The sequence below is a fragment of the Methanospirillum hungatei genome, from assembly GCF_019263745.1.
Lineage (GTDB): Archaea > Halobacteriota > Methanomicrobia > Methanomicrobiales > Methanospirillaceae > Methanospirillum > Methanospirillum purgamenti.
On the sequence record NZ_CP077107.1, the window covers coordinates 2,790,251 to 2,815,846 of the forward strand.

Here is a 25,596-nt window from a genome sequence, read left to right on the forward strand (position 1 = left end):
GATTACCATGAATATTCTCTCACTTTTACTCAAAAAACCAAAAGTCACCAGGTCAAATACCACAGATCTGGTATTTGAATCGACAGGATTGATGCTCAGGCAGGAGATTGATCGCGTATTTGGGAATAGTATTGCGATCCGGGAGGTTGACTGTGGAAGTGACAATGCTGCTGAGATTGAACTAGCAAATCTTTCTGCCCCGCATTACGATGTTGAACGGTTTGGTATCACGTTTGTTGCATCACCCAGGCATGCAGATGTTCTTGCGGTCACCGGTGTTGTTACTCATGCCATGAAAGAAGCCCTGATAAAGACATATGAAGCAACCCCTGAACCAAAATTCGTCATAGCAGTGGGTGATGATGCCTGCACCGGCGGGATATTTGCAGAAAGTTATGCAGTTTTGGGACCGGTTGATTCTGTAATTCCTGTTGACCTGAAGATTCCGGGAAATCCCCCGACACCTGCTGCCATCATGAAAGGACTGCTTATGATGATGCAGTCGGCGGAAAAAAGGTAATTTTTAATTATTTAGTAAAGCGTCTTTTTGGAATATCAGACTGCTTTCTTCCTCTTTTTGCAACAAGCCTGATTCTTCCTATCTGGGCACCGTTCAGGACATCAATGACATCCTTGACCGAGGGTTCAGGAACATCAATGTAGGTGGCAGTCTGTCCGATCCGGATGTTTCCAATATCGTTCTGAATATTTCTACCACTGTTTCTGACAACCTGGAGAATATCCCTGACCAGGATGCCATCCTGCCGACCTGCTGAAAGCCTGACAACTGCCTGTTCTCCAAGATATTTCTCAAGTTCGTCTTCTTTTTCAGTTCCGATGCCGGCTGCAATCATAAGCAGGGATGCTGCAAGGGCAATTGGATCAGCGCCTCCTGCAATCTTCTCCTCTATCATCGGGCGACAGAATGAGAGATCCCCGGTGTTCATGAGTGAATCTGCATCAGCAAGGGTGGTGATGGCTTTCTTGCCTCCGATTTCTCGAAGGGTCGGAATGGGGAGTGGTTCAGGTTCGGCTCGTGTGCTCCGTCTGACATCCCGGAGTCTGTACCGTTCCCGGGGACTTACAAAACTGATTGCACGGCCGGTTCGTCCTGCACGTGCTGTCCGGCCGATCCGGTGCACATAATATTCATCATCCTGGGGAAAGTCGTAGTTGCAGACAAGGTCAATCTCTTCAACGTCAATTCCACGGGCAGCCACATCAGTTGCAATCAGAATTTCGAGTTGCCCTTTCCGGAATGCATTCATGACTTTGTCACGCTGGGCCTGTGCCATACCGCCATGAAGACCGTCAGCCATGAATCCTTCTGCCTTGAGAGCGCTTGATACTGCATCTACGGCAATCTGGGTGTTACAAAAGATGATGGTCCGTTGTGGCTGGTAAAATTCAAGGACTCTGATAAGGGTGTCTGACTTAGCCGGTTCCCTGACTTCAATATAGTACTGTTCAATTTGTGGAACGGTCAGTTCCTGGTGAACCATCTTGACATCAATCGGATCTTTCTGGAAACGACGGGAGATATCGAGGATTTCAGAGGGGAATGTGGCTGAGAGAATGACAGTCTGATGCTCTTTTGGTATGTGGGAGAGTATTTCTTCTATATCATCACGGAATCCCATATCAAGCATCTGATCTGCCTCGTCCATTACGACCAGTGAGACCGAATCAAGGGTCAGAGTTCCCCGTTTAATATGATCGATCACTCTTCCCGGAGTTCCGATAACGATATGAACCCCGCGGGAGAGAGCCTTGAGTTGTCGTTCAATTGGCTGACCACCATATACCGGAAGGATTGAGATTCCTTTCCGATGCATTGCCAGTCTGTTCAGTTCAGTTCCTACCTGTACAGCAAGTTCTCTGGTTGGACAGAGGATGATGGTCTGAACTTTCCGATTTGCAGGCTGACACATCTCGAGTGCAGGAATACCATATGATGCGGTTTTACCAGTTCCGGTATAGGCCTGTCCTGCAACATCGTTGCCGGCGAGAATTAATGGGATAACTTGAGACTGTATTGGGGTTGGTTCTTCATATCCGATATCACGGATGGCTTTAAGGATTCCAGGTGAAAGCTGGAGGTCTGAAAAAGAAGGTATTTCCATCGCATATTCTGCGTCCCACGGGGATATAAGGATGATGGTTTTATCCTGAAAAAGAACCGGGAGGATTCTATTTTTAATTTCTCTTGGTATTGTTTAAATCAATCGCGGCAGTTCAAATAAAAAGAGTTATCTTTCATAATAAAGTAATCAGCATCGCAACAACCCAGGGAATGATCAGGTTATCATCTACCGGACTTAGGAGTTCGACAAATCCTGCAACCAGCGAGATGAGAATGGCATAGACTGGTGGCGAGATAAACAGGAGCAGGGCTGCTGTGATGATGACTCCTCCGAGAAATCCTTCCAAAGTTTTTTTATTCCATATCCGGTGCTTTCCAAACCTGATGCCAAATATGGTTGAAAATCCGTCCAGCACGGCAAGTACTGCAACAGATACCGCAGCAACCACCGGCGGGAAGAACATGAGGGTTACGAGGGCACTGAAGACAAAGAAGAACGCCCCTTTTCCTGGAAATTCTCCCTCCCGTTCCATATGATGGATAATCATTGAAATCAGGGGTATCTTGTATCCTTTCATACACAGGTCAATGAGGATAAGACCGACGTACAAGGAAAATCCGATGATCATCGCTGCCTGGTATGTTGGAAAAATCAGGATAACACCGGCGACAAGGAGTCCGAATAACAAGTGGGAAGTCTTGCGCAGGTACTCATTCATGAGTACACGATGTCAGATTACGTGATAAGGTGATCCTTTCCGGATGGTTTCCGGAAAGACAGGCTTCGGTGCGAAAAATGGAGGGATGATTACTCATCCTTGAATATGTTGATATAGATGGAATCAGTTCCGGTAGCATCAAGCCGGGCACGCTCTGCCTTCTCCTCAACAAACGCGTGGATTGGCGGGGTCATGTCAATACCTGGTGTGTGCTTGAACTGCTTCTCAATCTCAACCTGTTGTGAGTGCATGAAGAGTGCATTCCGGATGTCCATGGAACAGAGTTCTTCACACTGACCACAGTTGATACAGGAGTCAGAAATATGTGCAAATCTGATCAGGTGGAACATGAAACCTGGCGGGAGCTGACCTGGAGTGATGTACCATGGCTTCTTGGTTGAACATTCAACACAGTAACAGATGGGACAATTCTCAACACAAGCATAACACTTGATACACTTTGAGGTCTCATCCATCAGAAGTTTTAAGCGTTCCTTACCCTTTCCAAGTGCAGTAAAGTCTTTTGCACGCCACTCGTCACCGAGCTTAAGCATGGCCTTCTCGACTTTGCCACGGATTTCAATACCCTTTGGATCGGCTGCTGCAACTTCAACAGCACCTTTTGCCTGTGCATCGGAGAGGAGCTTTGCACCCTTCTCTGAACAGACTTCAACAAAGGTTGCCTTTCCTGCCTTGTCTCCGATGACTCCCCAGTTCCCACATGCAAGGTCTGCCTGGCGGGGGACTTTCATCTTACAGCGGCGACAGTTTGAACGGCGTCCGTATCCTTCTTCTTCAAGTTCATCAATCTTGATGCCCTTGTGTCCGCCTTCGTACTCAATGATAAACTGACCCTTGTCGATCTCTTCCTTGTGGACGGTATCAGGGTTTACACCGAACTTTTCAGAGATCATCTTCCGGGCACTCACCGGGCTTACCGAACCACCACAGTTGACACCAATCATGACAATATTGTCAAGATTTATCTGGTTTCTCTTTGCAAGCTCGTAAAAGGCCATGACGTCACAACCCTTGCAGGTTACGGCGATCTTCATGCCCTTTGCACCGTCGGCGTAGTTCTTTAAGATCTTTGGAAGCAGGAGCGTTCCACAGTGTAGGGATCCTGCAGTGGATGCAACTTCTGCCGGATCGGTGATGAATGCCGGGACTGCATCATAGATATCCTGGCCTTTTCTGACGGCAAGGACTGCGTCTACAAATTTACTTTCCAATGCATATTTCAGGAGTGCAGTGACTGCTCCACCACATTCTCCCTTATCGAGGATATCTTTGTCTTTTGCCCAGACATAGCTCATATCGCCTTTTGCTGCCATGTTCAGGCCTCCTGTATCTTCTCAACTTTTATTGCACATGCCTTTGATTCCGGAATCTTTGCAATGGGGTCAAGAGCATTGATAGTGAGCATATTTGCTGCACACTCGACAAAGTGGAACGGTATGAACATAACGCCCTTTTTGATGGTGTCAGTGATACGTGCCTTGATGGTGATCTCGCCACGGCGGCTGATTGCTTTTACCATCTCGTTGTTTTTAACTCCCAGAGCTTTTGCATCCTCAGGGTGCATCTCAATCCATCCGGTTGGTTCTTCACGCTCAAGACTCTCGGATCTACGGGTCATGGTTCCGGTGTGCCAGTGCCAGATACATCGTCCGGTGGTCAGAAGGATTGGATATTCAGCATCCGGACGTTCCTGCTGGTATTTGAATGGAATAGCAGTCATCAGACCCTTACCGTCTGGCATACCGAACTTCTCGATATGGAGGATTGGGGTTCCCGGGTGTTCTTTTGTCGGGCATGGCCAGTGGAGGGCTTCAGGTCTGTTGAGTCTTACATAGTCCATTCCAGCGTAGGATGGGGTGAGTGCTGCCATCTCGGTAAAGATCTCTTCAGCAGATTTCCAGGCAAACTGTTCTCCATATCCCATTGCCTTTGCAATTTCAGAGATGATCACCCAGTCAAGTTTTGCCTCTCCTGGTGGATCCTGGGCTTTTCTCCACATCTGAACACGGCGTTCGGTTGAGGTCTGGGTTCCATCCTTTTCTGCATAACAGCAGGAAGGCAGGACAACATCTGCAAGGACACCGGTCTCATTCATAAAGATATCCTGAACGACGAGGAATTCAAGTGATTTTAATGCATGCTCGACGTGGGTCAGGTCAGGGTCAGAGATCATCGGGTTTTCACCCATGATGTACATACATTTGAGTTCACCTGGCTTGTCAGTCAGCACGTCCATCATGACCGTGACTTCGTACCCGTTCTTCCCTTCTGCAATGCCATCAGGGAACTTCCAGGCGTCAGCGAACTTTTTGTGGGCAGCTTCATCAATGACTTTCTGGTATCCGGTAAAAACAACCGGCAAAGCTCCCATATCACAGGCACCCTGCACATTGTTCTGTCCACGAAGGGCGTTGACACCGGTTCCTGGCCGTCCGAGGTTTCCGGTCAGCATCTGGATATTACCAACCGATTTGACATTGTCAACTCCGGTGGTGTGCTGGGTGATACCCATCGAATAGAGGATTGTACTGGCTCCTGATTTTGAAAACCATTCGGCGGCGGTCTTGATATCATCGACCGGGACGCCAGTGACAGATGAGACATTCTCAAGACTATAGTCATCTTTCATGACCTCTTTCTTGAGTTCATCAAAGCCGTTACAGCGCTTTTCAATGAACTCTTTGTTCTCCCAGCCGTTTTTGATGATCTCCTGCATCATACCATTGAGGAGACAGACATCAGTTCCGGAGTAGAACTGTAAGAAGAGATCGGCCTGCTTTCCGGTTGGGGTCTTTCGGGGGTCAACATAGACGACTTTGGCACCATTCGATTTTGCCTTCATAATCTGACGGCCGATGAGCGGATGGTTTTCAAAGGTGTTTGATCCGATGACAAAGACGCATTTTGACTCTGCAATATCCGGAATGGAGTTGGTCATTGCCCCGGAACCAAATATGTTTGCAAGACCTGCAACGGTTGATGCATGGCAGAGACGTGCACAGTGATCAATATGCCGTGTCTTTAAAACGCCACGGGCGAATTTCATCATGGCGTAATTTTCTTCGTTGGAGACACGGGCTGAAGAAAGAACAGCGCATTCATCTGGCTTGTAGGATTTGAACTTATCAGCGATGAGTTTTATTGCCTCTTCCCAGGAAGCTTCGACGAATTTACCATCTTTCTTTATCAGTGGTTTTGTCAGACGGTCAGGGCTGTTAATGAATTCATGGGCATAGGTCCCCTTTGGGCATACCTTTCCTTCATTCACTGGAGAGCGGTGATAGGGAGCAGTCCCTACAACCTTACCGTCCTTTACCACGAGGTTAAATGAACACCCGGTACCGCAGTACGGGCATGTAGTCTGGACATACTTGAGATCCATTACGATTCCTCGGTAACAAAAGGTTCTGGATAAGGACTGATAAGTCTTATGAAAAAAATCTCAAAGATGGTGATTTGTGGTGGACTGATTATGTACAATGATCGGGTATCTTCAGAACCGATTCTTAAATGTACATCACTTCTGGTTAATTACGTGCGCATGCTAATATGTCGAAAAAAAGAAACAGAAAATGAAAGAATCAGGGCGCATCAGAATGGTTCACTTATCTCTTTTTGCCTTTGGAAGCTGAAGATGGTGAACTCTTGACGTTGGATCTGGTAACCCTGATATCCACACCATTGACGATCGGATCACCATAGAAGATGTATCTCTTGATGACCTGTCCGTACACCTCAACTACGTCTCCTTTGTTGATATCATTCTGAGGATTTGTAAACATCTTCACTGTAGTAACACCGGTCCGGTCACCAATAATAAAATGCGGCCGGTTTAAGGATTTGAATCTGACCTCTTCAACAAGTCCCTCGATTTTGATAGGTTTTGATATCATGGATTCATTGATCTCGCGTATCTTCACGTCTTTCGCCGTTGTTTCATATACCGGGATAAGGTCAGAATACTGGCTTTGTGAGATATAGGTCAGACCCATGGGGATAAGAAGAAGACAAATCAGCGTTGGGATACCCCAGATAAGCATACTGGTGTCTCCGGTTGAAAATACATAGATACAAATCAGGATCAGAAAAAACACAAAGACAAGGATGTGCAGGATTGACGGTCGTATCTTTCTTGGAAGAAACTGCATAAAAAAAGAAGGGTGTTTAATTACTCAAGTGCTTCGATCTCTTTCTTGAAGGCAATCCAGTAGATGATACCTACAAAGAGCAGACCACCGACGATGTTTCCAATGGTGACAACGATGATGTTGTTTGTCCACATCGTAACCCAATTCAATGTCGCAAGTTTTTCTGCAGTAATAGTTGCGACTTGTTCTGCGTTCAGGTATCCTGCCGTCATGATACCGGCGGGTATGAAGTACATGTTGGCAACACAGTGTTCGAATCCGGTTGAAACGAAAGCCATGATCGGGAACCAGATACCGAAGAATTTACCAATTGCATCATCTGCACAGATACCAAGCAGGATAGCGAGGTTAACGAGCCAGTTACATCCGATACCCTTCAGGAATGCAGCCCACAGACCTGCCATTCCAACATAACTGACTTTTGCAATACCGATATTTACTGCCCGTAATCCAAAGGCATTCACGGTTGCAAGACCTGCAGCGTTCCATGAGACAAACGGTCCGTTTGCCATTATATATGCATAAAAGATTGAACCGATAAGATTTCCGATATAAACCCATATCCAGAGGTTCAGGACTTTTCCCCAGCTGACCTTGTGAACAAATGCTGCAAGTGGTGCAAGCATTGCGTCACCGGTAAAGAGCTCTGCACCGGTAAGGACGGTGATAATAAGCCCAACAGGGAACACTGCTCCCAGAATAAGCTGACCAAAACCAGCTCCCAGGTTATCAGCGACTGCAGTAGAACAGACGCAGGCGAGGGCACCTCCCATTGCGATGTATGCTCCGGACATGAATCCACGGATGATCATGTTCCACCATTCTAGGCCTGCTTTATACTTTCCAGCGCTCGCTCCCTTGGCGATTATTTGTACGGGTGGATGAAATACCATAGTTAGTTACACCTTCACAGAGTCTGCCTGATTCAAGGCCACACAACACGCCTTGCAGGCTTAAACATTAAGTATTTTGTGATAGTATTAAACACTTTTGAAAATAATCCCGGCTTGAAATGCCTTATTATCCAAAAAAGACTCGAGGATATGAGATTTTATTTTTGTTATACGAAAAGTGACCCCCTCATCGGTGATTGCCGAATGAGAACCCGGATCATAATCCGGACATTTCATCATCCATTCCGTCTCAGGATAAGGATAATGAATATTGACGATATTTTCCCTATCCGAAACCTTACGGTCCTCCAAAAGGTTCTATGCGTCCTGTCACTTGTTCTTCCCTGGGCAGGAATTGGTTTCTCCTATATTCTTCATTCTATGGCTATAATGGAAAATGAAGGGAGTTTTATCTGGGGATGTGTTCTTGGTTCATTTGTGTTAGCTGGTCTTGCGCTTCTGTTTGAAAAAAAGGACATCGTCTCTATTATGACCCCGATATATGCCTTAATCATATTTTTCAGCATGGAAATTCCCTGGACTATCTTACTCCAGGTTCTGTATTCATGTACGCTCACGATTCTACTCTGGCGACTGCTGACCAGGTATGGACCATCGAATACAATGCAACATCCTTAAACACCGGTCAGGTTGATTGTACTATCCTGTAGATGCGTCGCCAACCGTTTATTTCCCCGATTATTGCTGACCTTGTCTATCAGGCGGTAACCGGAGTTTCAGGTGTCCAGTTTACTGACCCCCTTCCCTGTCCGAATTGTATGGGAATGGTGATCAGTCATGACATGAAACAGCGGCGTTTTTCTACCGTCTATTCTCCGGAAGGGGAAAAACATATTTACGTATATGTCAAGCGCTTTCATTGTCGTGATTGCGGGCAGCTCTGTTATGCAAAAGCGCCATTTTATGATAAGAGCCGGTTCGGATCACCAATTGTTGATCTCTGCCTGTCTCTTTCCGAGGATCATACGTTTTCTTATGCGGCTGTTCTCATGAACAGGATGGGTATTGCCATAAACCGGGGGACGGTCAGGAAAACAGTTCAATCACATACCCATGAGGTACAATCGACCGACTTGTTTGGTTTGAAATTACCCGACTCAGTGCTGGCCTTGTCAACCCTTGTTACCACAGCAGATCCATCGCAGCCACTCCGAGGAATTGATGTCCTGGAGGCCTGTAGAATGTGTCCTGAATGAAAGGTGAATTGCTTTCAGGTATCAGATCGAATTCACAACCATTATTGGTCTGACTGATGACCTCTTTCTGAGGAACCGTAATGGAACTGAACGGTGTACCAATTGATAACACATTTGCTGAAGGATTTCCAATATGGGTATCACGGGTCATTATCACCGGTGTAACCCGCGAATGGGCAATGACTGCGGCCACAGAGGCAACAGGATTTGCAACATCTGCTATCGGTTGTCCATGTGAAGCAGGAATAGAAGGATTTGTGAGTGCTGATGAGACCCCAGACGGACGTCCGGGTGTGTCAATTCTTATCTGTGCATCAAAAAAGAAGGTTCCAGAACAGGTTATGGAACGTATCGCTGAGTGTGTTCTTACCGCAGCTACTACCTCAGTCTTTAATGGAATGCCAGATGCAGAAGAGAAGTTTGATATCAAGATTCACTTCTTCGGAGACAAATTTGAGTCCAAGGTTGAAGTTGGCGGACGCCAGTGCTGGAAGATCCCGATCATGGAAGGAGACTATATCGGAGAAGAGGTCTTTGGGATGGTCAAGGGTGTCGCAGGTGGCAACTTCTTTGTCATGGCTGACAACCAGATGACCGCTCTCATGGGAGCAAAGGCCGCTGCAGATGCAATTTTAGACGTAAAAGGCACCATCACCAGCTTTGCAGGTGGCATTGTTGCTTCCGGTTCCAAGGTCGGAGCAAAGAACTACAAGTTCCCGATTCCGGCAACAACCAATGAGCAGTACTGCCCAACCATCCGCGAAAAAGTTCCGGATACAAAAGTCCCCGAGGGAGTAAAATCCATCTATGAACTTGTCATCAATGGTGTTGACGAGGCAGCAGTCAAGAAGGCAATGGCAGCAGGTATCAAGGCTGCAGTCAAAGTTCCAGGTGTTTCATTCATCAGTGCTGGTAACTATGAAGGAAAACTTGGACCATTCCAGTTTAAACTGGCTGAACTTTTCTAAACAATACCTTTTTTATCGCGCTTCCATCAACCTGATCAAAAACCGATATGCAAGGTATATGCAAAAAAACAGTTTTGATCGAACTTCTCAAATTAATTTGAAATTCTCTGGTTTTTAGTAATTATCAGATTTTCTGGGTTCGGGGTAGTTAAACATAGTCGCTTCTTTTTTCTCCGGGAATGTATGTGGAAACAGAAGATGGCAATGATCCTGCGTAATATGAAAAAAACAATTTGGAAATCTTTAATAGAAATTCCATCAATTATCAACATGTTACAACGGTAAGCTTGTGATGTGTGGTTACCATGAGAAAACAGATGAAACCCTATAAATGCGAAATTTGTGGATATATCTATGATCCGGTGAGAGGCGAGCCAAAGAATGGAATCCCACCGGGTACAGCATTCGAAGACCTTCCAGATACCTATGTTTGTCCGGTTTGTGGAAAGGCTAATATTACGAAGAGAGAGTTCGTCCCCATGGAAGCACCATCAGGGCGGTATCGCTGTGTTGCATGTGGATACCTGTATGATCCCAAGAGAGGCGAGCCAAAGAATGGGATACCACCAGGAACCTCCTTTGAAGATCTCCCCGATACCTATATCTGTCCGATATGCGGGGTTTATGCAAAAATTGGTAAGAGTGAATTTATAGCTACTGAATAATCTCTCTTTTTTTCTGATTTTTTATGGTTTTTCCTGTTGATTCGGCTTTTCAGTTTTGTGATCACTATCTTTTTTACCATACCCGCTTGTAATTATTATTTGCCCTCAGGAGGGTGGCTTATGAAACTGGAAGAATATAAGAAGATCTTACTTGCTGCGATCGACAAGGAAGTTGATGCGTATGCATTTTACATCTCGCTTTCAGAAAAAGTCAAAGATCCGGCTTTGAAGGGAACGTTCAAAGAACTTGCCCAGGAGGAGACGTATCACCGGAAAACTCTCCAGGAATATCTGAGTGGTGCCAAAAAAGAACTCAGGTTTGATGAAGTTAAAGATTATCACCTGTCAGATACCATGGAAAAACCAAAACCATCCATGGATTTAAAACCCCTCGAAGGTCTGCAGGTTGCAATCAAACGGGAAGAAGAGGCAATGCAGATGTATGAGCAGTTTGCAGCCGCAAGCATGGATGCAGATCAGAAAAAGGTCTTTGAGGAGCTTGCAAAGATGGAGCGCGGACATAAAGCCCGTCTTGAAGATATATATACCAACAGTGCCTTTTCAGAGGCCTGGTAATTTCATTTTTTCCGATACAAGATTCTTTGATATTTGCATACTGCCATTTCCTGATTCATTTTCTCTGACCTGACCGGTGGGGTAAAGGGATGAGAGAGTGAAATAATTAGTGGGATTCGTGGGGTATGAAGGCGACCAAGGCTTCTGTGTGGGACTTATATAATGGGGCAAAGCAATACAAAGTTCCATTATTTCAACGGCCTTATGTCTGGTCACGGCAACAATGGGAGCAACTCTGGTCTGATATCCGGGAGCAATACCAGCTCATGTCTGGTCAGGATACCAAACACCCTGCCAGGTTTCTGGGTTCTGTTGTTGTTGTCAGGGAATATGAAAAAAATCTTGATAAATATGTAATTATTGACGGTCAGCAACGAATTACCACCATAAGTATCATTCTTGCAGTTATCAGGGCATTTGCACGTGAAAAAGGATTAACAGAACTTTATAACCAGATATCTGATTTTTTGAAAAATGCTCCGAAGAGTGGTGAAGGCCAGTATGTGGTGATTCCTACCCGCGTTGATAAAAACGCGCTCTACCATATTTTTGATGAGGACTACGTTTTTGACCAGGACTCGCGGATTGTTGAATGTTTTGACTATTTCTGGTGGCAGCTTGATCGGTCAACTGAGATGGATTTGAATGCTCTTCAACAGGTAATCACCGAGGATCTGTGTGTTGTCTATATTGAACTGGATGAAGGGGAAAACCCAAACCAGGTATTTGAAGCATTAAATTACCGGGGTGTTCCCCTTGAGGAGTCTGATCTCATCCGGAATTTCTTCTTTGCCCATCTTGAAAGCCAGGAGATTGCAGAGGCTCAGTACGATCTGTACTGGAAACCGATGGAAGAGCGGCTGTTAAATGATCAGGTTCTCATCTCATCGTTTATCAGGCATTATTGTATGAAAGAGGGCCGGTTCATTCGGCATGGTGAAATATTTGAAAAGATCCGGAAACGGTTTCAGAATGCTTTACCAGATGAGGTCTTGTATCTGCTCAAGGACATGAGCAGGTCATCAGAATATTATCGCCGTATTCTGTTTCCAGATTCGGAAGAAGGCACAAGCCGGGAACGAAAGGAAATTCTGAAGTCGCTATTCCGAATCCGGAGAATTAGTAATAATACTCCAGCTCCCTTTTTCCTTCTCCTGCTGGCTGCCAATGATACGGATAATGAGAACGGTGGAAAATTATCTGACCAGGAAGTGTTTGAGGTTCTCAGTTGTATTGAGAGTTACTTTATCAGGCGTATGGTATGTGGAAGGCCTGATACAGTGTATGAGGATGTATTTGAGATCCTTTGCCGTGCTGCATCTGATGGGAATGGGTATCTCTCTGCAGATGAGACGAAATCTCTTATTGCCTCCCTCCAACCTCCGTTTGATCTCCCTGATGATGATGAATTTACAGATCATCTCAGGTACAGTGATCTCTACCATCCAGAGACTGAGAACGAACTTGCTTTCGTTATTCTTGAGCGACTTGAGGAGTTCTTTTCAAGCCAGCCACGAGGGCTTGAGCCTGTAGCATCATATGCCCTCTTTGAAGATGAATCAGAAGATCTGATGATTGATCATATCATGCCGGAGTCTCTTTCGGATCACTGGATAGAGCATCTTGGGTCTGACTGGTCATCAGTTCATACAGATTTTCTTCACCGCCTTGGTAACCTGACCCTGACTCAGGAAAATTCATCGATTAAAAATGGCGCCTTTGAAGACAAGAAGGCATGGTATGCCTTAGATAATCTGATGCTCAACGCGGGAATGAAAAATATCCGTTTCTGGAGACGGTATCAGATTGATCAGCGGTCAGGAGTGCTGGCGGCATTCTGTGTGAAAATCTGGCCTCGATGCGAAGTTCCTGAAATAGAGATTGCAAAACCATCCGTAGTTCCTGCCGGGTGTATGCGTTCAGGTGAGATCCCAAAACAGGCACGGCCATCAAACCTGAATATTGCCGGAACGGTGTATCCGGTAAAATTTTGGTATCAGGTTCTTGAAAATACTATCCGGGCTATTTATGAGAAAGAACCCCAGAAATTTGAACGTGTTGTCCGGGAATATCCTGGGTATTTTTCCGATGATCCGGCCCGGTATAAATCAAATGTCGGAACGTATTCATTTAAGTCACGATTTGGCCGGTACCAGATCCGTGATATGTGCCTGAATATCATCAAACTTGTCGGGTGGAATGAGGAAGTCTGGTGTCTGACTTGTGAATAAACCGATGGCCTGGATACCATATGAGAAGATATTGGTACCAATCAGGATTGTGACCGGTCCTTGTGTTAATCACAGTCATGGAATTGCTTCCACCCTCTACCTGATATTTAAATAGCCCCTATTTTACTTCCTCTATTTCAATACGATAATCTCTCCTCACATGAAAAATGGGAATGCATAACAAAGGTTAAAAATATATACCATTTTCATGGTGTCCGCTGAGGTTATCCTTTTCCGAAAGACTATCGGGTTGTCTATTCTTATAGGCATAATCTCTGGATTTGGTGCACTTCTCTTTTTTGAGGGAATTAAATTTGCAAACCAAATCATCATGGGGGATATCTGGGGCTATAGATATCCGGTGGATGGCATGTCTGCTGAAATGATTGCATCATGGTCTCCTCCAGTAAATATCTGGATGTTTCTGCCAATCATCTGTTTAGGTGCATTAGCGTCCGGATTTCTCGTGTACCGGTTTGCTCCGGAAGCAGAAGGTCATGGAACTGATGCTGCTATCGCCGCATTTCATACGACTGGGCGGATTAGAAGACGAATTCCTGTCATTAAAGCACTTGCTTCTATTTGCACCATCGCAACCGGGGGAAGTGCAGGCAGAGAAGGACCTACGGCTCAAATAGCAGCCGGGTTTGGATCCATAGCCGCTGATATTTTAAAACTACCTGATAAAGAACGACGAATAGCGATTGCTGCTGGAATTGGTGCTGGAATCGGAACGATATTCAAAGCTCCTCTTGGTGGAGCAATTCTTGCGGCAGAAATTCTCTATCTTCGCGATTTTGAATCAGATGCAATTGTACCTGCTTTTCTGTCTTCAATTATTGGATATGGCATTTTCGGTTATTTTGAAGGATATGAACCCATTTTTGCGAAAGGAGATCTATCCTGGTCTGTTCCAGAGATACCTCTTTTTGTTCTTTTAGGAATTGTCTGTGCAATTGTTGGAATAGGATATCTGGAAATATTTCAGCGTTCCAGAGTTTTTTTCAGGGATATATGGATCAAATACAATCTCCCTATTTATTTAAAACCAGTAATGGGTGCGGCATGTATTGGTGTACTTGTCATTGTTCTGGCATGTCTCTCCCACGAAACGTTTCTCATAGCCCTTGGTAGTATTGGGTCCGGATATGGGTTTATTCAACTTACTGTTTACAATATGCTCCCACTTTCTGTTTTGTTATTTATTCCTCTTGTTCGGATTCTCACGACATCATTGACTATCGGTTCTGGGGGGAGTGGGGGTGTTTTTGCCCCCGGTCTTACCATTGGAGCGACGACAGGGGGCGCATTTGGTATGGTGATGCACATACTTATCCCCCATATTGTCCCTTTAAGTTCTGTACCTGTTTTTGCTATTTGTGGTATGATCTCTCTTTTTGGAGGTATCTCTCATTCACCGATTGCCTGTCTTATCATGATCATCGAGATGGTCGGCGATTTTTCTCTGTTTGTACCGGCGATGGGTGCAGTAGCAGTGTCCGTGATATTAGTTGGGAACAGAACGATATATGGCTCTCAAATTTCTAATAAAACATTATCCGGAGCACATAGGGGTGAGTATGATTCACATGTGCTTCAGGTGATTCCCGCAAAAGATGCCATGACTCCCGTGGAACGGGTTGTAACTTTAACACCCGAGGATCCATGTAGTAAAATCCTCACTCTCGTTGAAGAGTCTACTCATTATGGATTTCCTGTCATTACTCCTGATAATGTTCTTGTCGGGTTTGTTACCTTGAAAGATTCGAAAGGGTGCTGGGATAATAGAAAGGTAAGCACAGTTATGATGACTGATCTGGTTACTTCCAGCCCAGATACAGACCTCGAGTCAATTTTAAAAGACATGATTGCAGTAGATATCGGACATGTCCCAATTGTAGAAATTCAGGATGATCTCCCATACATGGTAGGCCTCATTACAAGGAGGGATATTACGCATGCATATGCTACAAAAGCACAGCAGGAGTGTAAGTACTTCTTGTGATATTCACTTTTTATTATTTTAATTTCTTATTGTGTTCTAAATTTTCAATTTTACCATTCGGGGACGAGAATCAGATGAATGAGATGTGAGGAGAGGTTGAACATCCTCATAGACAACACTTATACCTATTGGTGCACCATGTTTGTTGACGAAATTTTCGCCAACAAATATCCCCTGTCTGGAAAAATTTCTGGAGCCCGGAATGTCTGGTATATCAGAGCCATATATTATCCATTATCCATGGATTTGCGCAGTCAGCGATGATGCAGGAAGCCAGGTTGAACTTATTGAGTGCTTTGACTGTATCGGTGGTGCCATGTGGGTGAAAAAGCACTATGCACAGTCCCCTCTTGTAACCGATGTCAGAACCGTCGGGTCCATGAACCGGTTCCTTCTTCGGACCGGAGAGGTTGACCTTGCTCTTGAAGGATCCAAATTTCCGGCTGGTATCTCAAAAGTCAGTGTAGAAGGGAATGAAATCGCGATCTCCTATATTGGTATGGGTGGTGGCGGAGTCGGCGCCACTATATGCCGGGCAGGTGCCGAGGGGGTACTTCGATCAGAATATGACGAATCAGGCGGGGGAAAAGTTGCTGGATCGACTATAGTCCTCTCCCGAAAGAATCGTGTGCTTATTGGTGTTGATGATACTGATACCCCGGAAGAAGGAGCAACATGGACCCTGGTTCACAATATTGCCCGGACGGTTGCGAATGAACAGCACCGGTACCTCTCCCATACCATTGTCCAGCTCTTTCCGGTTCCCTTCAGGACAAAAAACTGTGTTGGCGTCGTGGCTGAATTCGCAACCAGCAATCCTGACGATCTGGCCAGAAAGTTTTCAGAACTCCTGATGCAGTATACGCTCTCTAAAGAGACTGGCATGGCGGTCTTCACTGGATTCTCCCCCGATCGTCTTCTTGAATATGGGTGGCGGACAAAAACAGGACAAGTCTCTCCGGATGATGCCCGGGCACTTGCTGGCGATGATCTGAAAATTTGGATAAACGGCCGGGGTATAACCGGGGCAATAGCAGCGATCCCGTTTTATACCCGGTATGATGAGGGCCTTCGGTTATGTGGGCAGAGCTGAAAGCCCGGCTGCTCAATGCAGGTACTGTATATATCACCGGAGTTTTTGCAGACGAATATATCGCACGATCCCGTGCTGGTCCAGGGGCAGGAAAGGCCGGGTCGATATTTTTTTCTATGGATGGGCGCCGGGTCAGGCTTACCCTTTCAGATACTGGGTTTGTAGAAATACAGCATACCGGGAATGGACAGGCCCTCCTCCGGTACGAAGGAGAGGAATATTCAGGCATACTTGAAAAACCCGGGCTCCATTGTCCACGTCAGGCTTATCTGACTATCACCGGCTCCTGTATCTTTCAGTGCCGGTACTGTAATGTGTGGAAAAGCCCTGGACCCCGGCGGAGTATTGATGAGATAGAGGAAATGGTTGCATCTGTATTTCCTGATATTGATGCAATATCCCTGACATCAGGTGTTCTGACCGATATTCATGAAGAGGAACGCTATACCCTTGAGGCTGTCAGACGACTGCAGAAGTTTCACCTTCCTATAGGGGTATCTATCTATCCTGACCCGGAAACGCCCCGTCGTCTGAAAGATGCTGGTGTTTCAGAAGTAAAATTCAACCTTGAGACGGCAACCGACCATCTCTTTTCTGTCATGTGTCCGGGTCTTGTCAGGGACGATGCACTTACTGCCCTTCGTGCTGCAGTTCCCCTGTTTGGCAGGAACCATGTCTTTTCAAATATCATCCTCGGCCTAGGAGAGACTGATGAGGAGATGACTGCTTGTATTGAACAACTGTGCCAGGATGGAATCCTGCCGGTTATCCGGCCTTTGACTCCGGGTGGGGATCTGATTGATCTTCATGCCCCTCTACCAGACCGGATTATCAGGATAGCCCGGATTCATGAAGAAATGATCCGGAGATATGGGCTTGATCCCAAAGAAGCCCTGACTATGTGTCCGTCATGTACCGGTTGTGACCTGATTCCGGGGAGGGATACATGATCTCCGGATTAGGGGATGCTATACTAGCATATGCTGATTCGGTATATGCAGTGCCTGGATACCCGGTAACAACTCTTATTGAAGAGACCGGGGCAGAGCTGGTCATAAATGAAAAAGTAGCTCTTGAGTATGCCCTTGGAGACTCGCTCTCGGGGAAACGGTCCTGCGTAATAGTCAAACATGTCGGGATGAATGTGCTTGCCGATACTCTGGTTCATGCAACCGTTCAGGGTCTGACCGCCGGGGTAATTATTGTCGTAGGAGATGATCCCACGGCATATGGAACCCAGACCATTCAGGATTCCCGGATCTATGGCGAAATTGCGATATGTCCGGTCATTGATGGTTCGGGTTCTGACCCGGTTGGAGAGGCTTTCCGTGCATCAGAGCGGTTTTCCCGTGTTTCAATTGTCCGATTTATCCCAGATGATCTCAACAGACCGTCGGACAAGATGGGATATGATACGGGGAGAAAAACCGGGTCACTTGCCGACCCGGATCTGACCATGTATGGACGTTCAGTCTGGGCATATGAATCTGTTCCAGTAATGCAACAGGAAGGGTACCTTCCATTCCCAGTCTCTCCCCTGACAACCGGCGACATTCCACAAAGCAGGCGGGAACGTGGTTCCTCGCGAATGTTCTGTCCGGATTGTCCGTTTAAGTTTGTCTTTGACCTTCTGCAGGATAGGAATGTCCCGGTTATCAGTGATACCGGTTGTAGTCTTCTTTCCATGATCCCTCCATTTGCATTTGGGATTGCCAATTATGGGATGGGGTCTTCAATTGGTGTTGCAGCCCAGTCCACCCGGGTTGCACTGACTGGAGACTATGCTTTGCTCCATTCTGGTGCTCAGGCCTTGATTGATCTTCATGCAAAAGGCAGACCTGTGCTTTGTATTGTCCTGCAGAACCGGTGCATGGGGACAACCGGCCGACAACCGGTCCCGGACATAACCGATTACATTGGATTTGCACAGCCGGATGTTGTAGATGCGGCTGAACATGAAAAAATTTCAGAATATATTGTCCCTGATAACACCTTCCGGGTGTTCGTCATTCAGGGAGTATGTCCAGAGGAGAGATCCAAATGAAACCATGGCATGTTGAAATTTGTGATGTAACCCTTCGTGATGGCGAACAGACCCCGGGGGTTTCATTTACCCCTGAAGAGAAGAAGGATATTGCAACCAGACTTGATGCAGTTGGGGTAGAAATAATCGAAGCCGGATTTCCCATTGTATCTGTCCATGAAAAAGAGATGGTCAGAGATATCTCCCGGCTTGGTCTTTCTGCAAAGATATGTGGTCTTTCACGGGCCTGTCGGGAAGATGTTGATGCTGCCCTTGATGCAGAAGTAGATATGATTGGACTTTTCATTGCCCCGTCTGATCTGCATCTAAAGTATAAACATAAAAAACCCCGGGAAGTCGTGGTTGCAAACGCCATTGAGCAACTCGATTATGCAGTTGATCACGGCCTTATCGTCCGGTTTGGTGCAGAGGATGCATCACGGACTGATCCTGATATTCTTGTAGAGATCTACAAACAAGCCGCCGAACATAAGGCATCGTATGTCACATATGCAGACACAACCGGATGTCTGACACCGCTAGAAGTTGCAACGGTGATGAAAGATATCGTTCCAAGAACCCCCATCCCAATTGCAATCCATGCTCACAACGATCTTGGCTGTGCAACGGCAAACACGCTTATTGCTGCTGAACTTGGGGCGTTTCAGCTTCACACAACAGTGAATGGTCTGGGTGAACGGGCAGGAAATGCCAGGCTTGAGGAGGTTCTGGTATCCCTTGTTCTCAAAGGAGGAATAGCCCGGTATGACCTGACTGAGATTCCGGCACTATCAGAGCAGGTTCAAAAGTACACCGGGATTTATATGCCGATTACGAAACCAGTTGTCGGTGCAAATGCGTTTGCTCATGAGAGTGGCATTCACATCGCTGCCATTCTTGAAAATCCCGAGACATATGAATTTATTCCACCTGAACTCCTGGGACTTGAGCGGCGGTTCATTTTAGGAAAACACACTGGAAAAAGGGCACTTGTCCATATCCTGACCACATTTGGGTATCACATTACTGATGATCAGGTTACTCAGGTGCTTGAGCTGATTAAAGACAGAAGTGAGGATAAATGCAGTATCAACCAGCAGGTTTTGCGGGAGATAATCTCGCAGGTGACCGGGGAGGATGTCATCAATGGTAACACTCTCGGAGAAGATTCTGGGTGCCCAGGCCGGCACGTATGTTGACCGGAAGGTAGACAAGGCATTTTGCCATGACGGGACCGGGATTCAGGCAAAAATCATTTATGATGCGATAGGCGCTCCCGGCCTTGCCAATCCTGATGCCGTCTATGTCATCTATGACCACATTGCTCCGGCAAACAATTCCCAGACCGCAGAGCTGCAGGCAGAACTCCGGACTTTTGCAGAGAACGGTGCACATTTCAGGGAGATTGGATCTGGTATCTGTCATCAGGTTATGGCTGAAGGTCTTGTTCATCCAGGTGAGGTCGTAATAGGGGCCGATTCACACTCATGCACTCTAGGTGCTCTGGGAGCCTTTGCAACCGGTGTTGGTGCGAGTGATATGGCCGGCATCTGGGTATCTGGCGAAACCTGGCTTCGGGTCCCTGATTCAATAGGGTTACATCTGAGCGGATCTCTGAAAGCCGGAGTTGAATGGAAAGATGTGGCATTATCATATGTTGCGGAGTTAGGGATGGACGGTGGAACATATGATGCCCTGGAATTTACTGGTGAGGCAGCACCATCAGTTCCCATGGAAGGACGACTGACCCTGTGTAACATGGCAGTAGAAGCCGGGGCCAAGACCGGACTTTTCTATGCAGACACAGAAACCAGGCGGTACCTTGCTGGGTATTCGGTTCCCTGTCACATGCAGCTCCCGGAAAATCCTGTATATGTCCGAGAATGTGATCTTGATCTCTCTTCCCTGGAACCGGTCTGTGCTGTACCTCACCGGGTGGATACCATTCAGCCGGTATCACAATTAGCCGGCATTGCCCTTGACCAGGTCTTTATCGGAACCTGTACAAATGGCCGGTTTGAAGATCTTACCCGTGCTGCCAGGATACTGAAAGGACACCGGGTAAAGGTTAGAACTATTGTTGTTCCGGCTTCAGAGCGTGATTATCTGCAGGCGATTACAACCGGTGTTGCTGCAGATCTGGTGAAGGCCGGATGTATTATGGGACCACCGGGATGTGGACCCTGTCTTGGGGCTCATATGGGTGTGCTTGGTGAGGGTGAAGTTGCTCTTTCAACGGCTAACCGGAACTTTAAGAACCGAATGGGAGTCGGAGCCTCGTACTACCTCTGTTCTCCATCAACCGCTGCAGCCAGCGCCCTTGTTGGGGAGATTGCAGATCCACGGGAGGTACTATGACAGCACTCAAAGGTTCTGGTCCGGCTGTCTGCATTGGAGAAGATATTGACACAGATCTTGTAATCGCTGGGAGATACCTGAGAACCAAGGACTGGAGTCTGTGGGCAAAACATGTGTTTGAAGATCTGGATCCCACACTTGCATCAAGACTACAGGGTTCTGTCCTTGTTGCCGGGAAGAATATGGGCTGTGGGTCCTCACGTGAACAGGCAGCACGGGCTTTGCATGAAGCCGGGGTTCTTGCTGTTATTGCTCCGTCATTTGCCCGGATATTTTTTCGGAACTGCATCAACGTCGGCTTGCCGGTTCTTGAATGTAATATCCCTGAGTGCCGGGATGGAATGATGGTTACCTTTGATTGTACCGAGGGATGGATAACCGTTGATGGAATCCGCCATGAATTCCTGCCACTATCTTCCCGGATGCAGGAGATTCTCAGCAACGGGGGTCTCGTGGAATACTGGAAACGGAGACTAGAACGATGATTTTTCCCCCTCACTGCAAATGTATCGGGTATGCAGGTAACAAACCGGTAGGGGACCGGGTTTATTTTCTATCAGAATATCTGATCCATGAAGTTCCCGGTGGGTTTGAAATATTAGCCGTAAAGCCCGCAGATGGGGATGGACTGATGAGGGATATTGAATCGGTAACCCAGATAGCTGGTCCGGATGATGTATATATGTATCCTGAACCGGTGGTGCTTCATAACCGTGGAGACCTTATTAAAAAGGCTTTACAGACCAATAAACGATGCACTATCTTTACCGGGATTGAGGAGCATATGATTTTTATTTGTGATCCGGATCCTGCATCACTCCTTACAGTTCATGTATATGATGTAACTCCTCCCCGGCCCCATCTTGCCGGAACTGTTCAGACACTTGATGAAGCGGGCATTTTTGGAGAACTCGAAATCACGTTTCAGTATCATGTCCGGGATATCAGAGAAACCCAGGCTGATGTATATCCCTGCAAAGCAGGTGGTTTTTCCCGCACGATCGACTCAGACCGGTTAAAGGGAGATGAGCATGTTGCCGGATGTATGACAGCACGACAGGTTCTCAAAGACTGTTATGGGCATGATTTTCCGCTCATTGATATCTGTCCGGCCAATGCTGTCACAGAGGAACCTTTTATCGCACGATGTTGTCGGGCAGAGCGAAGCGGGGTACAGACGTTGAATGGAAAAAAGGGCGTTGTAGTCCATTGGGGTGCATCACCAAAACAGATTGCCGATGCCCTGTATGCATGTATACATGAATGGAGGAATGGATGAAGCGGGTTGTTATTGCTCCTGGTGATGGTATCGGACCAGAGGTCATTCCCTCTGCACTTGAAATTCTTCGGTATTATCACCCGGAATGGGAGTATATACCAGTATATCTTGGATATGAGTGCTGGAAACGAACTGGTGATGCATTATCAGATAAGACTCTTGAAACTCTCAGAAAAGCGGATCTCATTTTGTTTGGTGCAATTACAACACCCCCTGATCCCAAGTATCACAGTGTCGTACTCCGGATAAGAAAGGAATTAGACCTCTATGCAAATCTTCGTCCGGTGTTTGGTGAAGGATTTGATATCCTTATAGTTCGGGAAAACACGGAGGGGCTGTATTCGGGTATTGAATGGCAGGAGAAGGACCGGGCATGTACTCTTCGTGTGGTTAGCCAGGAAGGATCCCGCAGGATTGCACGGTTTGCAAGTGCCTGTGCCAAACGGAGAAGACGGCATCTTACCATTGGAAACAAGGCGAATGTTTTGAAGTCTGATGTGTATTTCCTTGAAATTTGTATGGAAGAGGCTGAAAAAGCTGGAATCTCTATTGATAAAAAATATATTGACTCTCTTGTCCTTGATGTTCTTCAGCATCCGTCACGATATGATGTGATTGTGACGACGAATATTTTCGGCGATATTCTCTCCGATGCAGCGGCATTTCTTGAAGGTGGGCTTGGTATGCTTCCAAGTGCAAATATCGGCAGGCATCAGGCACTCTTTGAACCAGTTCATGGGAGTGCACCTGACATTACCGGAAAAGGGATTGCAAATCCGATTGCAGCCATTCGGTGTGTTTCTCTGCTTCTGAAGTATGTGGGAGAAAAACCCCGGGCTCTTGCAGTAGAGCGGGCGATTCAAAAAACTATTACTGATGGAATAAAAACGCCTGACTTGGGTGGGACAGCAACAACAGATGATGTAGGGCGTGCAGTTCTTCGAAATTTACAGGCAGAAAAAAAGGCAGAAGTTCCGGATCTGTGAGATCAGGAAACCCTGTTTATCTCTTCAAAGAGACGACAGAATCTGTCAATTGTCTCTTCATCCAGGTTTTGTGGAGATTCACAGATCCGATCAGAGAGCAGCTCAGCAACCCGCCAGCGTTCAAAGTGTTCTCCCTGTCTTCGCTCGACAAGATCTGCAATCTGGAATGCAATTCCCCGCTCTTCATTTCGTTCTGCAGGACTTTTTTCTGGTACCTGACCAAGTGGCAGATCCGGGTAAATATCTTTGACACACCGATAATAGAAATCAGGAGAGAAGAGATCTTCAATCCCAGCTCCTTGACGATTACCAAATGCACTATAAAAGAGAAGACCGTTTCCTTCACTCAAATGCATGGATGGGAGTTTTTCAATTACCCCTACTGGCACATTGTTTCCTGATAAAAGCACTGCTGCAGGTTTTTTATGTGCAGTCATCATCAGGGCGAGTGGAAGTAGGTTTGCTGCTCCTCCTGCTGGTGTAATTCTGATTTCAGGAGAAAGTCCGGGCTTTCCTCTGTTCCGAAGTGCATAATTCATTGCCTGTAACAGCCAGAGATCCAGGGTTTCTTCCACGATGAGCTGGTTGCCTCCGGAGAGGGTTTTTTCAGCAATCCGGGTGGCGAGTGCTGCCTCAAGCGGGAACAATGAGTCACGGTCAGCCGGCCATTCTGAAACAGATACTTTTGTTGTCCCTTCTGGCCCTTCATAAACTGTTCTGACCCTATCAAGATGGTCAAGATCTATCATGAATGGTGAATGGGTGGAGAAGAATATCTGGTTCTGATGGGATATTCGCTCAAAGAATTTAACTGCATGTTGTTGTGCAGTCGGGTGGAGCTGGAGTCCGGGTTCATCAAGAAGCAGGATGCTGTCATGGTATGCATCTCCTGATTCAACCAGGAATATCAGGTAAAATGAGAAGAAATATTGGAGCCCGGCACTTCTCTGTTCGAGTTCAATCTCTGACGGATCGAGGTCGTCTGATACCCATACTCTGAAATAATCTCCGTCAATGTCATATCTGAACCGGATCTTTCTCTGTCCCCACCAGTCTTCAAATTTTTTTGACATTAGGTTGGATGCAGTGGAGAGGAGAATTGACCGCTCATCAACCTGTCTTCTGATGATTGGGTTGTCATCAACTGCATTTTTGTGTGAACCAAGCCGGTCAAGCTGGTCCAGGTCCAGGTTTACATGACGGAAGAGACAGTGGGTTGCACGAAGGCCTGGTGTTTCAGGGTGAGATTTGAGTGTGGCGATAAAGGTCGGAATGTGTATGGCACTCTCAATAACGTTATACTGGTCAAAATAGACAAATTTTGGCAGATGTTCAATGATGTATCGGTTTGCTGCCATGAGACCCTCGAAGATCTCCATCTGTCTGATAAGCCGGTACATCGGTTCTGTAACCGGATTAAGGATATCATGTTGCCAGGGTTCATTCGCCCTGCTTTTAATTGCATTAATCAGGTCTGAAATATGCCGCTTCTGAATCTGCCCATCTATTGGAATTCCATTTTTTTGTTCTTCCAGAAATGCCAGCAGACCTTCTTTTATTCTTCCAAGGTCTTCTCCCTTTCCTTCTGGTGCAATCAGGTTTCTGATGTGCTCAATTGCACTTTCTATTGCATAAATCAGGTCTGGTGGAGTTACCAGGTCAACTCCGACGTCCGGGTGATATGTAATGCTGTAGGTTCCGGTATAATGCCTGGTTACCTCAACACTATGAACATCTCTGCACAGCTCAGATATCGCGGCGATATCCCGTTGCTCATCTGGAGTAAGGATAAACCTGCCTGATGCAACAGGCCAGTCTGTCCGGGTTATCTCTGCGGCATACCGTTGCCGTGGAAATTCCTTCAGGCCGTCGTATCCTTCCCCGTCTGAAGAGTTGAGTTTTGATAGTGCCCGAAAAATTGCTGATTTTCCTGATTCGTTTTTTCCAACGAATGTAGTGAGGTTCTGGACTGGAATCCATCCGGTATCCTCTATAATTTTATAATTCTGGACCCGGAACTCGGCAAGTTGCATAGGATATCTCTCGATTTGTTATCCTATAAATGTTCTTGGGTGGTTATTCATAAGATAGGTTAAAAATAACGGCTGATCGTGTTGATTTCATTGATTTTGATAAAAGTATCTTCTATCAAATCACCCAGATAGCGGCAGACAGGTAATGTAGGCGATTAACAAAAATCCGTGTACCCGGGCTTTATATTCGATGAAGTCTTACAAAATCAATGCTAAAACATACCTAAAGTCATGGTATATACAAAATGAAGGCAGTGAGGTATCCGGGTATCATGGTGGATACCTCCTCTGTGAAGTC

General features: G+C 46.3%; 23 protein-coding genes. 16 read left to right on the plus strand and 7 right to left on the minus strand.

Annotated elements, in window-relative coordinates; translation table 11 throughout:
- Positions 1-7 precede the first annotated feature (7 nt).
- Positions 8-520: an NADH-quinone oxidoreductase subunit B family protein gene (locus KSK55_RS13475; RefSeq protein WP_218607269.1), complete on the plus strand. Its 513-nt coding sequence runs from the start codon at positions 8-10 to the stop codon at positions 518-520.
- 7 nt (positions 521-527) lie between these two features.
- Here the strand turns inward: KSK55_RS13475 and KSK55_RS13480 are convergent, their stop codons facing one another.
- The 6 genes from KSK55_RS13480 to KSK55_RS13505 all read right to left on the minus strand — a co-directional run bounded on the left by KSK55_RS13480 (position 528) and on the right by KSK55_RS13505 (position 7,864).
- Positions 528-2,123, minus strand: coding sequence for a DEAD/DEAH box helicase (locus KSK55_RS13480; RefSeq protein ID WP_214420702.1), 1,596 nt, complete (start codon positions 2,121-2,123; stop codon positions 528-530).
- A 133-nt stretch (positions 2,124-2,256) separates the two neighbouring features.
- Positions 2,257-2,802: a diacylglycerol/polyprenol kinase family protein gene (locus KSK55_RS13485; RefSeq protein ID WP_218607270.1), complete on the minus strand. Its 546-nt coding sequence runs from the start codon at positions 2,800-2,802 to the stop codon at positions 2,257-2,259.
- An 89-nt stretch (positions 2,803-2,891) separates the two neighbouring features.
- Entirely contained in the window at positions 2,892-4,136 is a 1,245-nt protein-coding gene (locus tag KSK55_RS13490; RefSeq protein WP_218607271.1) for a Coenzyme F420 hydrogenase/dehydrogenase, beta subunit C-terminal domain, read from the minus strand.
- A 2-nt stretch (positions 4,137-4,138) separates the two neighbouring features.
- Positions 4,139-6,205, minus strand: a complete 2,067-nt coding sequence (fdhF, locus tag KSK55_RS13495) for a formate dehydrogenase subunit alpha (protein ID WP_214420705.1) — start codon at positions 6,203-6,205, stop codon at positions 4,139-4,141.
- Positions 6,206-6,428: 223 nt separating this feature from the next.
- A complete protein-coding gene (locus KSK55_RS13500; protein ID WP_218607272.1) occupies positions 6,429-6,971 on the minus strand; it encodes a nucleotide-binding protein in 543 nt (180 codons plus the stop codon).
- Positions 6,972-6,991: 20 nt separating this feature from the next.
- Positions 6,992-7,864: a formate/nitrite transporter family protein gene (locus KSK55_RS13505; RefSeq protein ID WP_218607273.1), complete on the minus strand. Its 873-nt coding sequence runs from the start codon at positions 7,862-7,864 to the stop codon at positions 6,992-6,994.
- A 204-nt stretch (positions 7,865-8,068) separates the two neighbouring features.
- Between KSK55_RS13505 and KSK55_RS13510 the strand changes: the two genes are divergently transcribed.
- The 15 genes from KSK55_RS13510 to KSK55_RS13580 all read left to right on the plus strand — a co-directional run bounded on the left by KSK55_RS13510 (position 8,069) and on the right by KSK55_RS13580 (position 23,265).
- A complete protein-coding gene (locus tag KSK55_RS13510) occupies positions 8,069-8,503 on the plus strand; it encodes a hypothetical protein (RefSeq protein WP_218607274.1) in 435 nt (144 codons plus the stop codon).
- A 32-nt stretch (positions 8,504-8,535) separates the two neighbouring features.
- Positions 8,536-9,081, plus strand: a complete 546-nt coding sequence (locus KSK55_RS13515; protein WP_218607275.1) for a hypothetical protein — start codon at positions 8,536-8,538, stop codon at positions 9,079-9,081.
- 80 nt (positions 9,082-9,161) lie between these two features.
- Positions 9,162-10,049 (plus strand): formylmethanofuran--tetrahydromethanopterin N-formyltransferase, encoded by an 888-nt coding sequence (fhcD, locus tag KSK55_RS13520; RefSeq protein WP_214420710.1) that lies wholly within the window; start codon positions 9,162-9,164, stop codon positions 10,047-10,049.
- 305 nt (positions 10,050-10,354) lie between these two features.
- Positions 10,355-10,714 carry a rubredoxin gene (locus tag KSK55_RS13525; protein WP_250545245.1) on the plus strand — a complete coding sequence of 120 codons (360 nt, stop codon included), beginning with the start codon at positions 10,355-10,357 and terminating at the stop codon, positions 10,712-10,714.
- 120 nt (positions 10,715-10,834) lie between these two features.
- The gene (locus tag KSK55_RS13530; protein WP_218607276.1) at positions 10,835-11,290 is read left to right on the plus strand and encodes a ferritin-like domain-containing protein; all 456 of its coding nucleotides are present in this window, start codon (positions 10,835-10,837) and stop codon (positions 11,288-11,290) included.
- 125 nt (positions 11,291-11,415) lie between these two features.
- Positions 11,416-13,521, plus strand: a complete 2,106-nt coding sequence (locus KSK55_RS13535; protein WP_218607277.1) for a DUF262 domain-containing protein — start codon at positions 11,416-11,418, stop codon at positions 13,519-13,521.
- Between the two features lie 208 nt (positions 13,522-13,729).
- Positions 13,730-15,526: a chloride channel protein gene (locus tag KSK55_RS13540; protein WP_218607278.1), complete on the plus strand. Its 1,797-nt coding sequence runs from the start codon at positions 13,730-13,732 to the stop codon at positions 15,524-15,526.
- 202 nt (positions 15,527-15,728) lie between these two features.
- Entirely contained in the window at positions 15,729-16,619 is an 891-nt protein-coding gene (gene mmp11 / locus KSK55_RS13545; protein ID WP_218607279.1) for a methanogenesis marker protein 11, read from the plus strand.
- Positions 16,604-17,569, plus strand: a complete 966-nt coding sequence (locus tag KSK55_RS13550; protein WP_218607280.1) for a radical SAM protein — start codon at positions 16,604-16,606, stop codon at positions 17,567-17,569. The genes mmp11 and KSK55_RS13550 overlap by 16 nt, the downstream gene beginning before the upstream one ends.
- Positions 17,566-18,663, plus strand: coding sequence for a thiamine pyrophosphate-dependent enzyme (locus KSK55_RS13555; RefSeq protein WP_218607281.1), 1,098 nt, complete (start codon positions 17,566-17,568; stop codon positions 18,661-18,663). Before KSK55_RS13550 ends, KSK55_RS13555 begins: the two co-directional genes overlap by 4 nt.
- Positions 18,660-19,841 (plus strand): homocitrate synthase family protein, encoded by a 1,182-nt coding sequence (locus KSK55_RS13560; RefSeq protein WP_218607282.1) that lies wholly within the window; start codon positions 18,660-18,662, stop codon positions 19,839-19,841. Before KSK55_RS13555 ends, KSK55_RS13560 begins: the two co-directional genes overlap by 4 nt.
- Positions 19,789-21,000: an aconitase/3-isopropylmalate dehydratase large subunit family protein gene (locus KSK55_RS13565; RefSeq protein ID WP_218607283.1), complete on the plus strand. Its 1,212-nt coding sequence runs from the start codon at positions 19,789-19,791 to the stop codon at positions 20,998-21,000. The genes KSK55_RS13560 and KSK55_RS13565 overlap by 53 nt, the downstream gene beginning before the upstream one ends.
- Entirely contained in the window at positions 20,997-21,485 is a 489-nt protein-coding gene (locus KSK55_RS13570) for a LeuD/DmdB family oxidoreductase small subunit (protein WP_218607284.1), read from the plus strand. The genes KSK55_RS13565 and KSK55_RS13570 overlap by 4 nt, the downstream gene beginning before the upstream one ends.
- Positions 21,482-22,279 (plus strand): DUF7714 family protein, encoded by a 798-nt coding sequence (locus tag KSK55_RS13575; RefSeq protein WP_218607285.1) that lies wholly within the window; start codon positions 21,482-21,484, stop codon positions 22,277-22,279. Before KSK55_RS13570 ends, KSK55_RS13575 begins: the two co-directional genes overlap by 4 nt.
- Complete coding sequence (locus tag KSK55_RS13580; protein WP_218607286.1) at positions 22,276-23,265, plus strand: isocitrate/isopropylmalate dehydrogenase family protein; 990 nt, start codon at positions 22,276-22,278, stop codon at positions 23,263-23,265. Before KSK55_RS13575 ends, KSK55_RS13580 begins: the two co-directional genes overlap by 4 nt.
- A 2-nt stretch (positions 23,266-23,267) precedes the next feature.
- Here KSK55_RS13580 and KSK55_RS13585 read toward each other — a convergent pair whose 3' ends face one another.
- Positions 23,268-25,298 (minus strand): AAA family ATPase, encoded by a 2,031-nt coding sequence (locus tag KSK55_RS13585; RefSeq protein ID WP_218607287.1) that lies wholly within the window; start codon positions 25,296-25,298, stop codon positions 23,268-23,270.
- Positions 25,299-25,596: the final 298 nt, after the last annotated feature.

Bases quoted from the DNA above. Each gene is read 5' to 3' on its own strand.
- KSK55_RS13505 (WP_218607273.1), bottom strand. From the start codon at position 7,864: ATGGTATTTCATCCACCCGTACAAATAATCGCCAAGGGAGCGAGCGCT.
- KSK55_RS13550 (WP_218607280.1), top strand. From the start codon at position 16,604: ATGTGGGCAGAGCTGAAAGCCCGGCTGCTCAATGCAGGTACTGTATAT.
- KSK55_RS13485 (WP_218607270.1), bottom strand. From the start codon at position 2,802: ATGAATGAGTACCTGCGCAAGACTTCCCACTTGTTATTCGGACTCCTT.
- KSK55_RS13480 (WP_214420702.1), bottom strand. From the start codon at position 2,123: ATGGAAATACCTTCTTTTTCAGACCTCCAGCTTTCACCTGGAATCCTT.
- KSK55_RS13490 (WP_218607271.1), bottom strand. From the start codon at position 4,136: ATGGCAGCAAAAGGCGATATGAGCTATGTCTGGGCAAAAGACAAAGAT.
- mmp11 (WP_218607279.1), top strand. From the start codon at position 15,729: ATGTCTGGTATATCAGAGCCATATATTATCCATTATCCATGGATTTGC.
- fhcD (WP_214420710.1), top strand. From the start codon at position 9,162: ATGGAACTGAACGGTGTACCAATTGATAACACATTTGCTGAAGGATTT.
- KSK55_RS13525 (WP_250545245.1), top strand. From the start codon at position 10,355: ATGAGAAAACAGATGAAACCCTATAAATGCGAAATTTGTGGATATATC.
- KSK55_RS13570 (WP_218607284.1), top strand. From the start codon at position 20,997: ATGACAGCACTCAAAGGTTCTGGTCCGGCTGTCTGCATTGGAGAAGAT.
- KSK55_RS13500 (WP_218607272.1), bottom strand. From the start codon at position 6,971: ATGCAGTTTCTTCCAAGAAAGATACGACCGTCAATCCTGCACATCCTT.
- KSK55_RS13540 (WP_218607278.1), top strand. From the start codon at position 13,730: ATGGTGTCCGCTGAGGTTATCCTTTTCCGAAAGACTATCGGGTTGTCT.
- KSK55_RS13585 (WP_218607287.1), bottom strand. From the start codon at position 25,298: ATGCAACTTGCCGAGTTCCGGGTCCAGAATTATAAAATTATAGAGGAT.
- KSK55_RS13510 (WP_218607274.1), top strand. From the start codon at position 8,069: ATGAGAACCCGGATCATAATCCGGACATTTCATCATCCATTCCGTCTC.
- KSK55_RS13560 (WP_218607282.1), top strand. From the start codon at position 18,660: ATGAAACCATGGCATGTTGAAATTTGTGATGTAACCCTTCGTGATGGC.
- KSK55_RS13580 (WP_218607286.1), top strand. From the start codon at position 22,276: ATGAAGCGGGTTGTTATTGCTCCTGGTGATGGTATCGGACCAGAGGTC.
- KSK55_RS13575 (WP_218607285.1), top strand. From the start codon at position 21,482: ATGATTTTTCCCCCTCACTGCAAATGTATCGGGTATGCAGGTAACAAA.
- KSK55_RS13530 (WP_218607276.1), top strand. From the start codon at position 10,835: ATGAAACTGGAAGAATATAAGAAGATCTTACTTGCTGCGATCGACAAG.
- KSK55_RS13475 (WP_218607269.1), top strand. From the start codon at position 8: ATGAATATTCTCTCACTTTTACTCAAAAAACCAAAAGTCACCAGGTCA.
- KSK55_RS13565 (WP_218607283.1), top strand. From the start codon at position 19,789: ATGGTAACACTCTCGGAGAAGATTCTGGGTGCCCAGGCCGGCACGTAT.
- KSK55_RS13555 (WP_218607281.1), top strand. From the start codon at position 17,566: ATGATCTCCGGATTAGGGGATGCTATACTAGCATATGCTGATTCGGTA.
- fdhF (WP_214420705.1), bottom strand. From the start codon at position 6,205: ATGGATCTCAAGTATGTCCAGACTACATGCCCGTACTGCGGTACCGGG.
- KSK55_RS13515 (WP_218607275.1), top strand. From the start codon at position 8,536: ATGCGTCGCCAACCGTTTATTTCCCCGATTATTGCTGACCTTGTCTAT.
- KSK55_RS13535 (WP_218607277.1), top strand. From the start codon at position 11,416: ATGAAGGCGACCAAGGCTTCTGTGTGGGACTTATATAATGGGGCAAAG.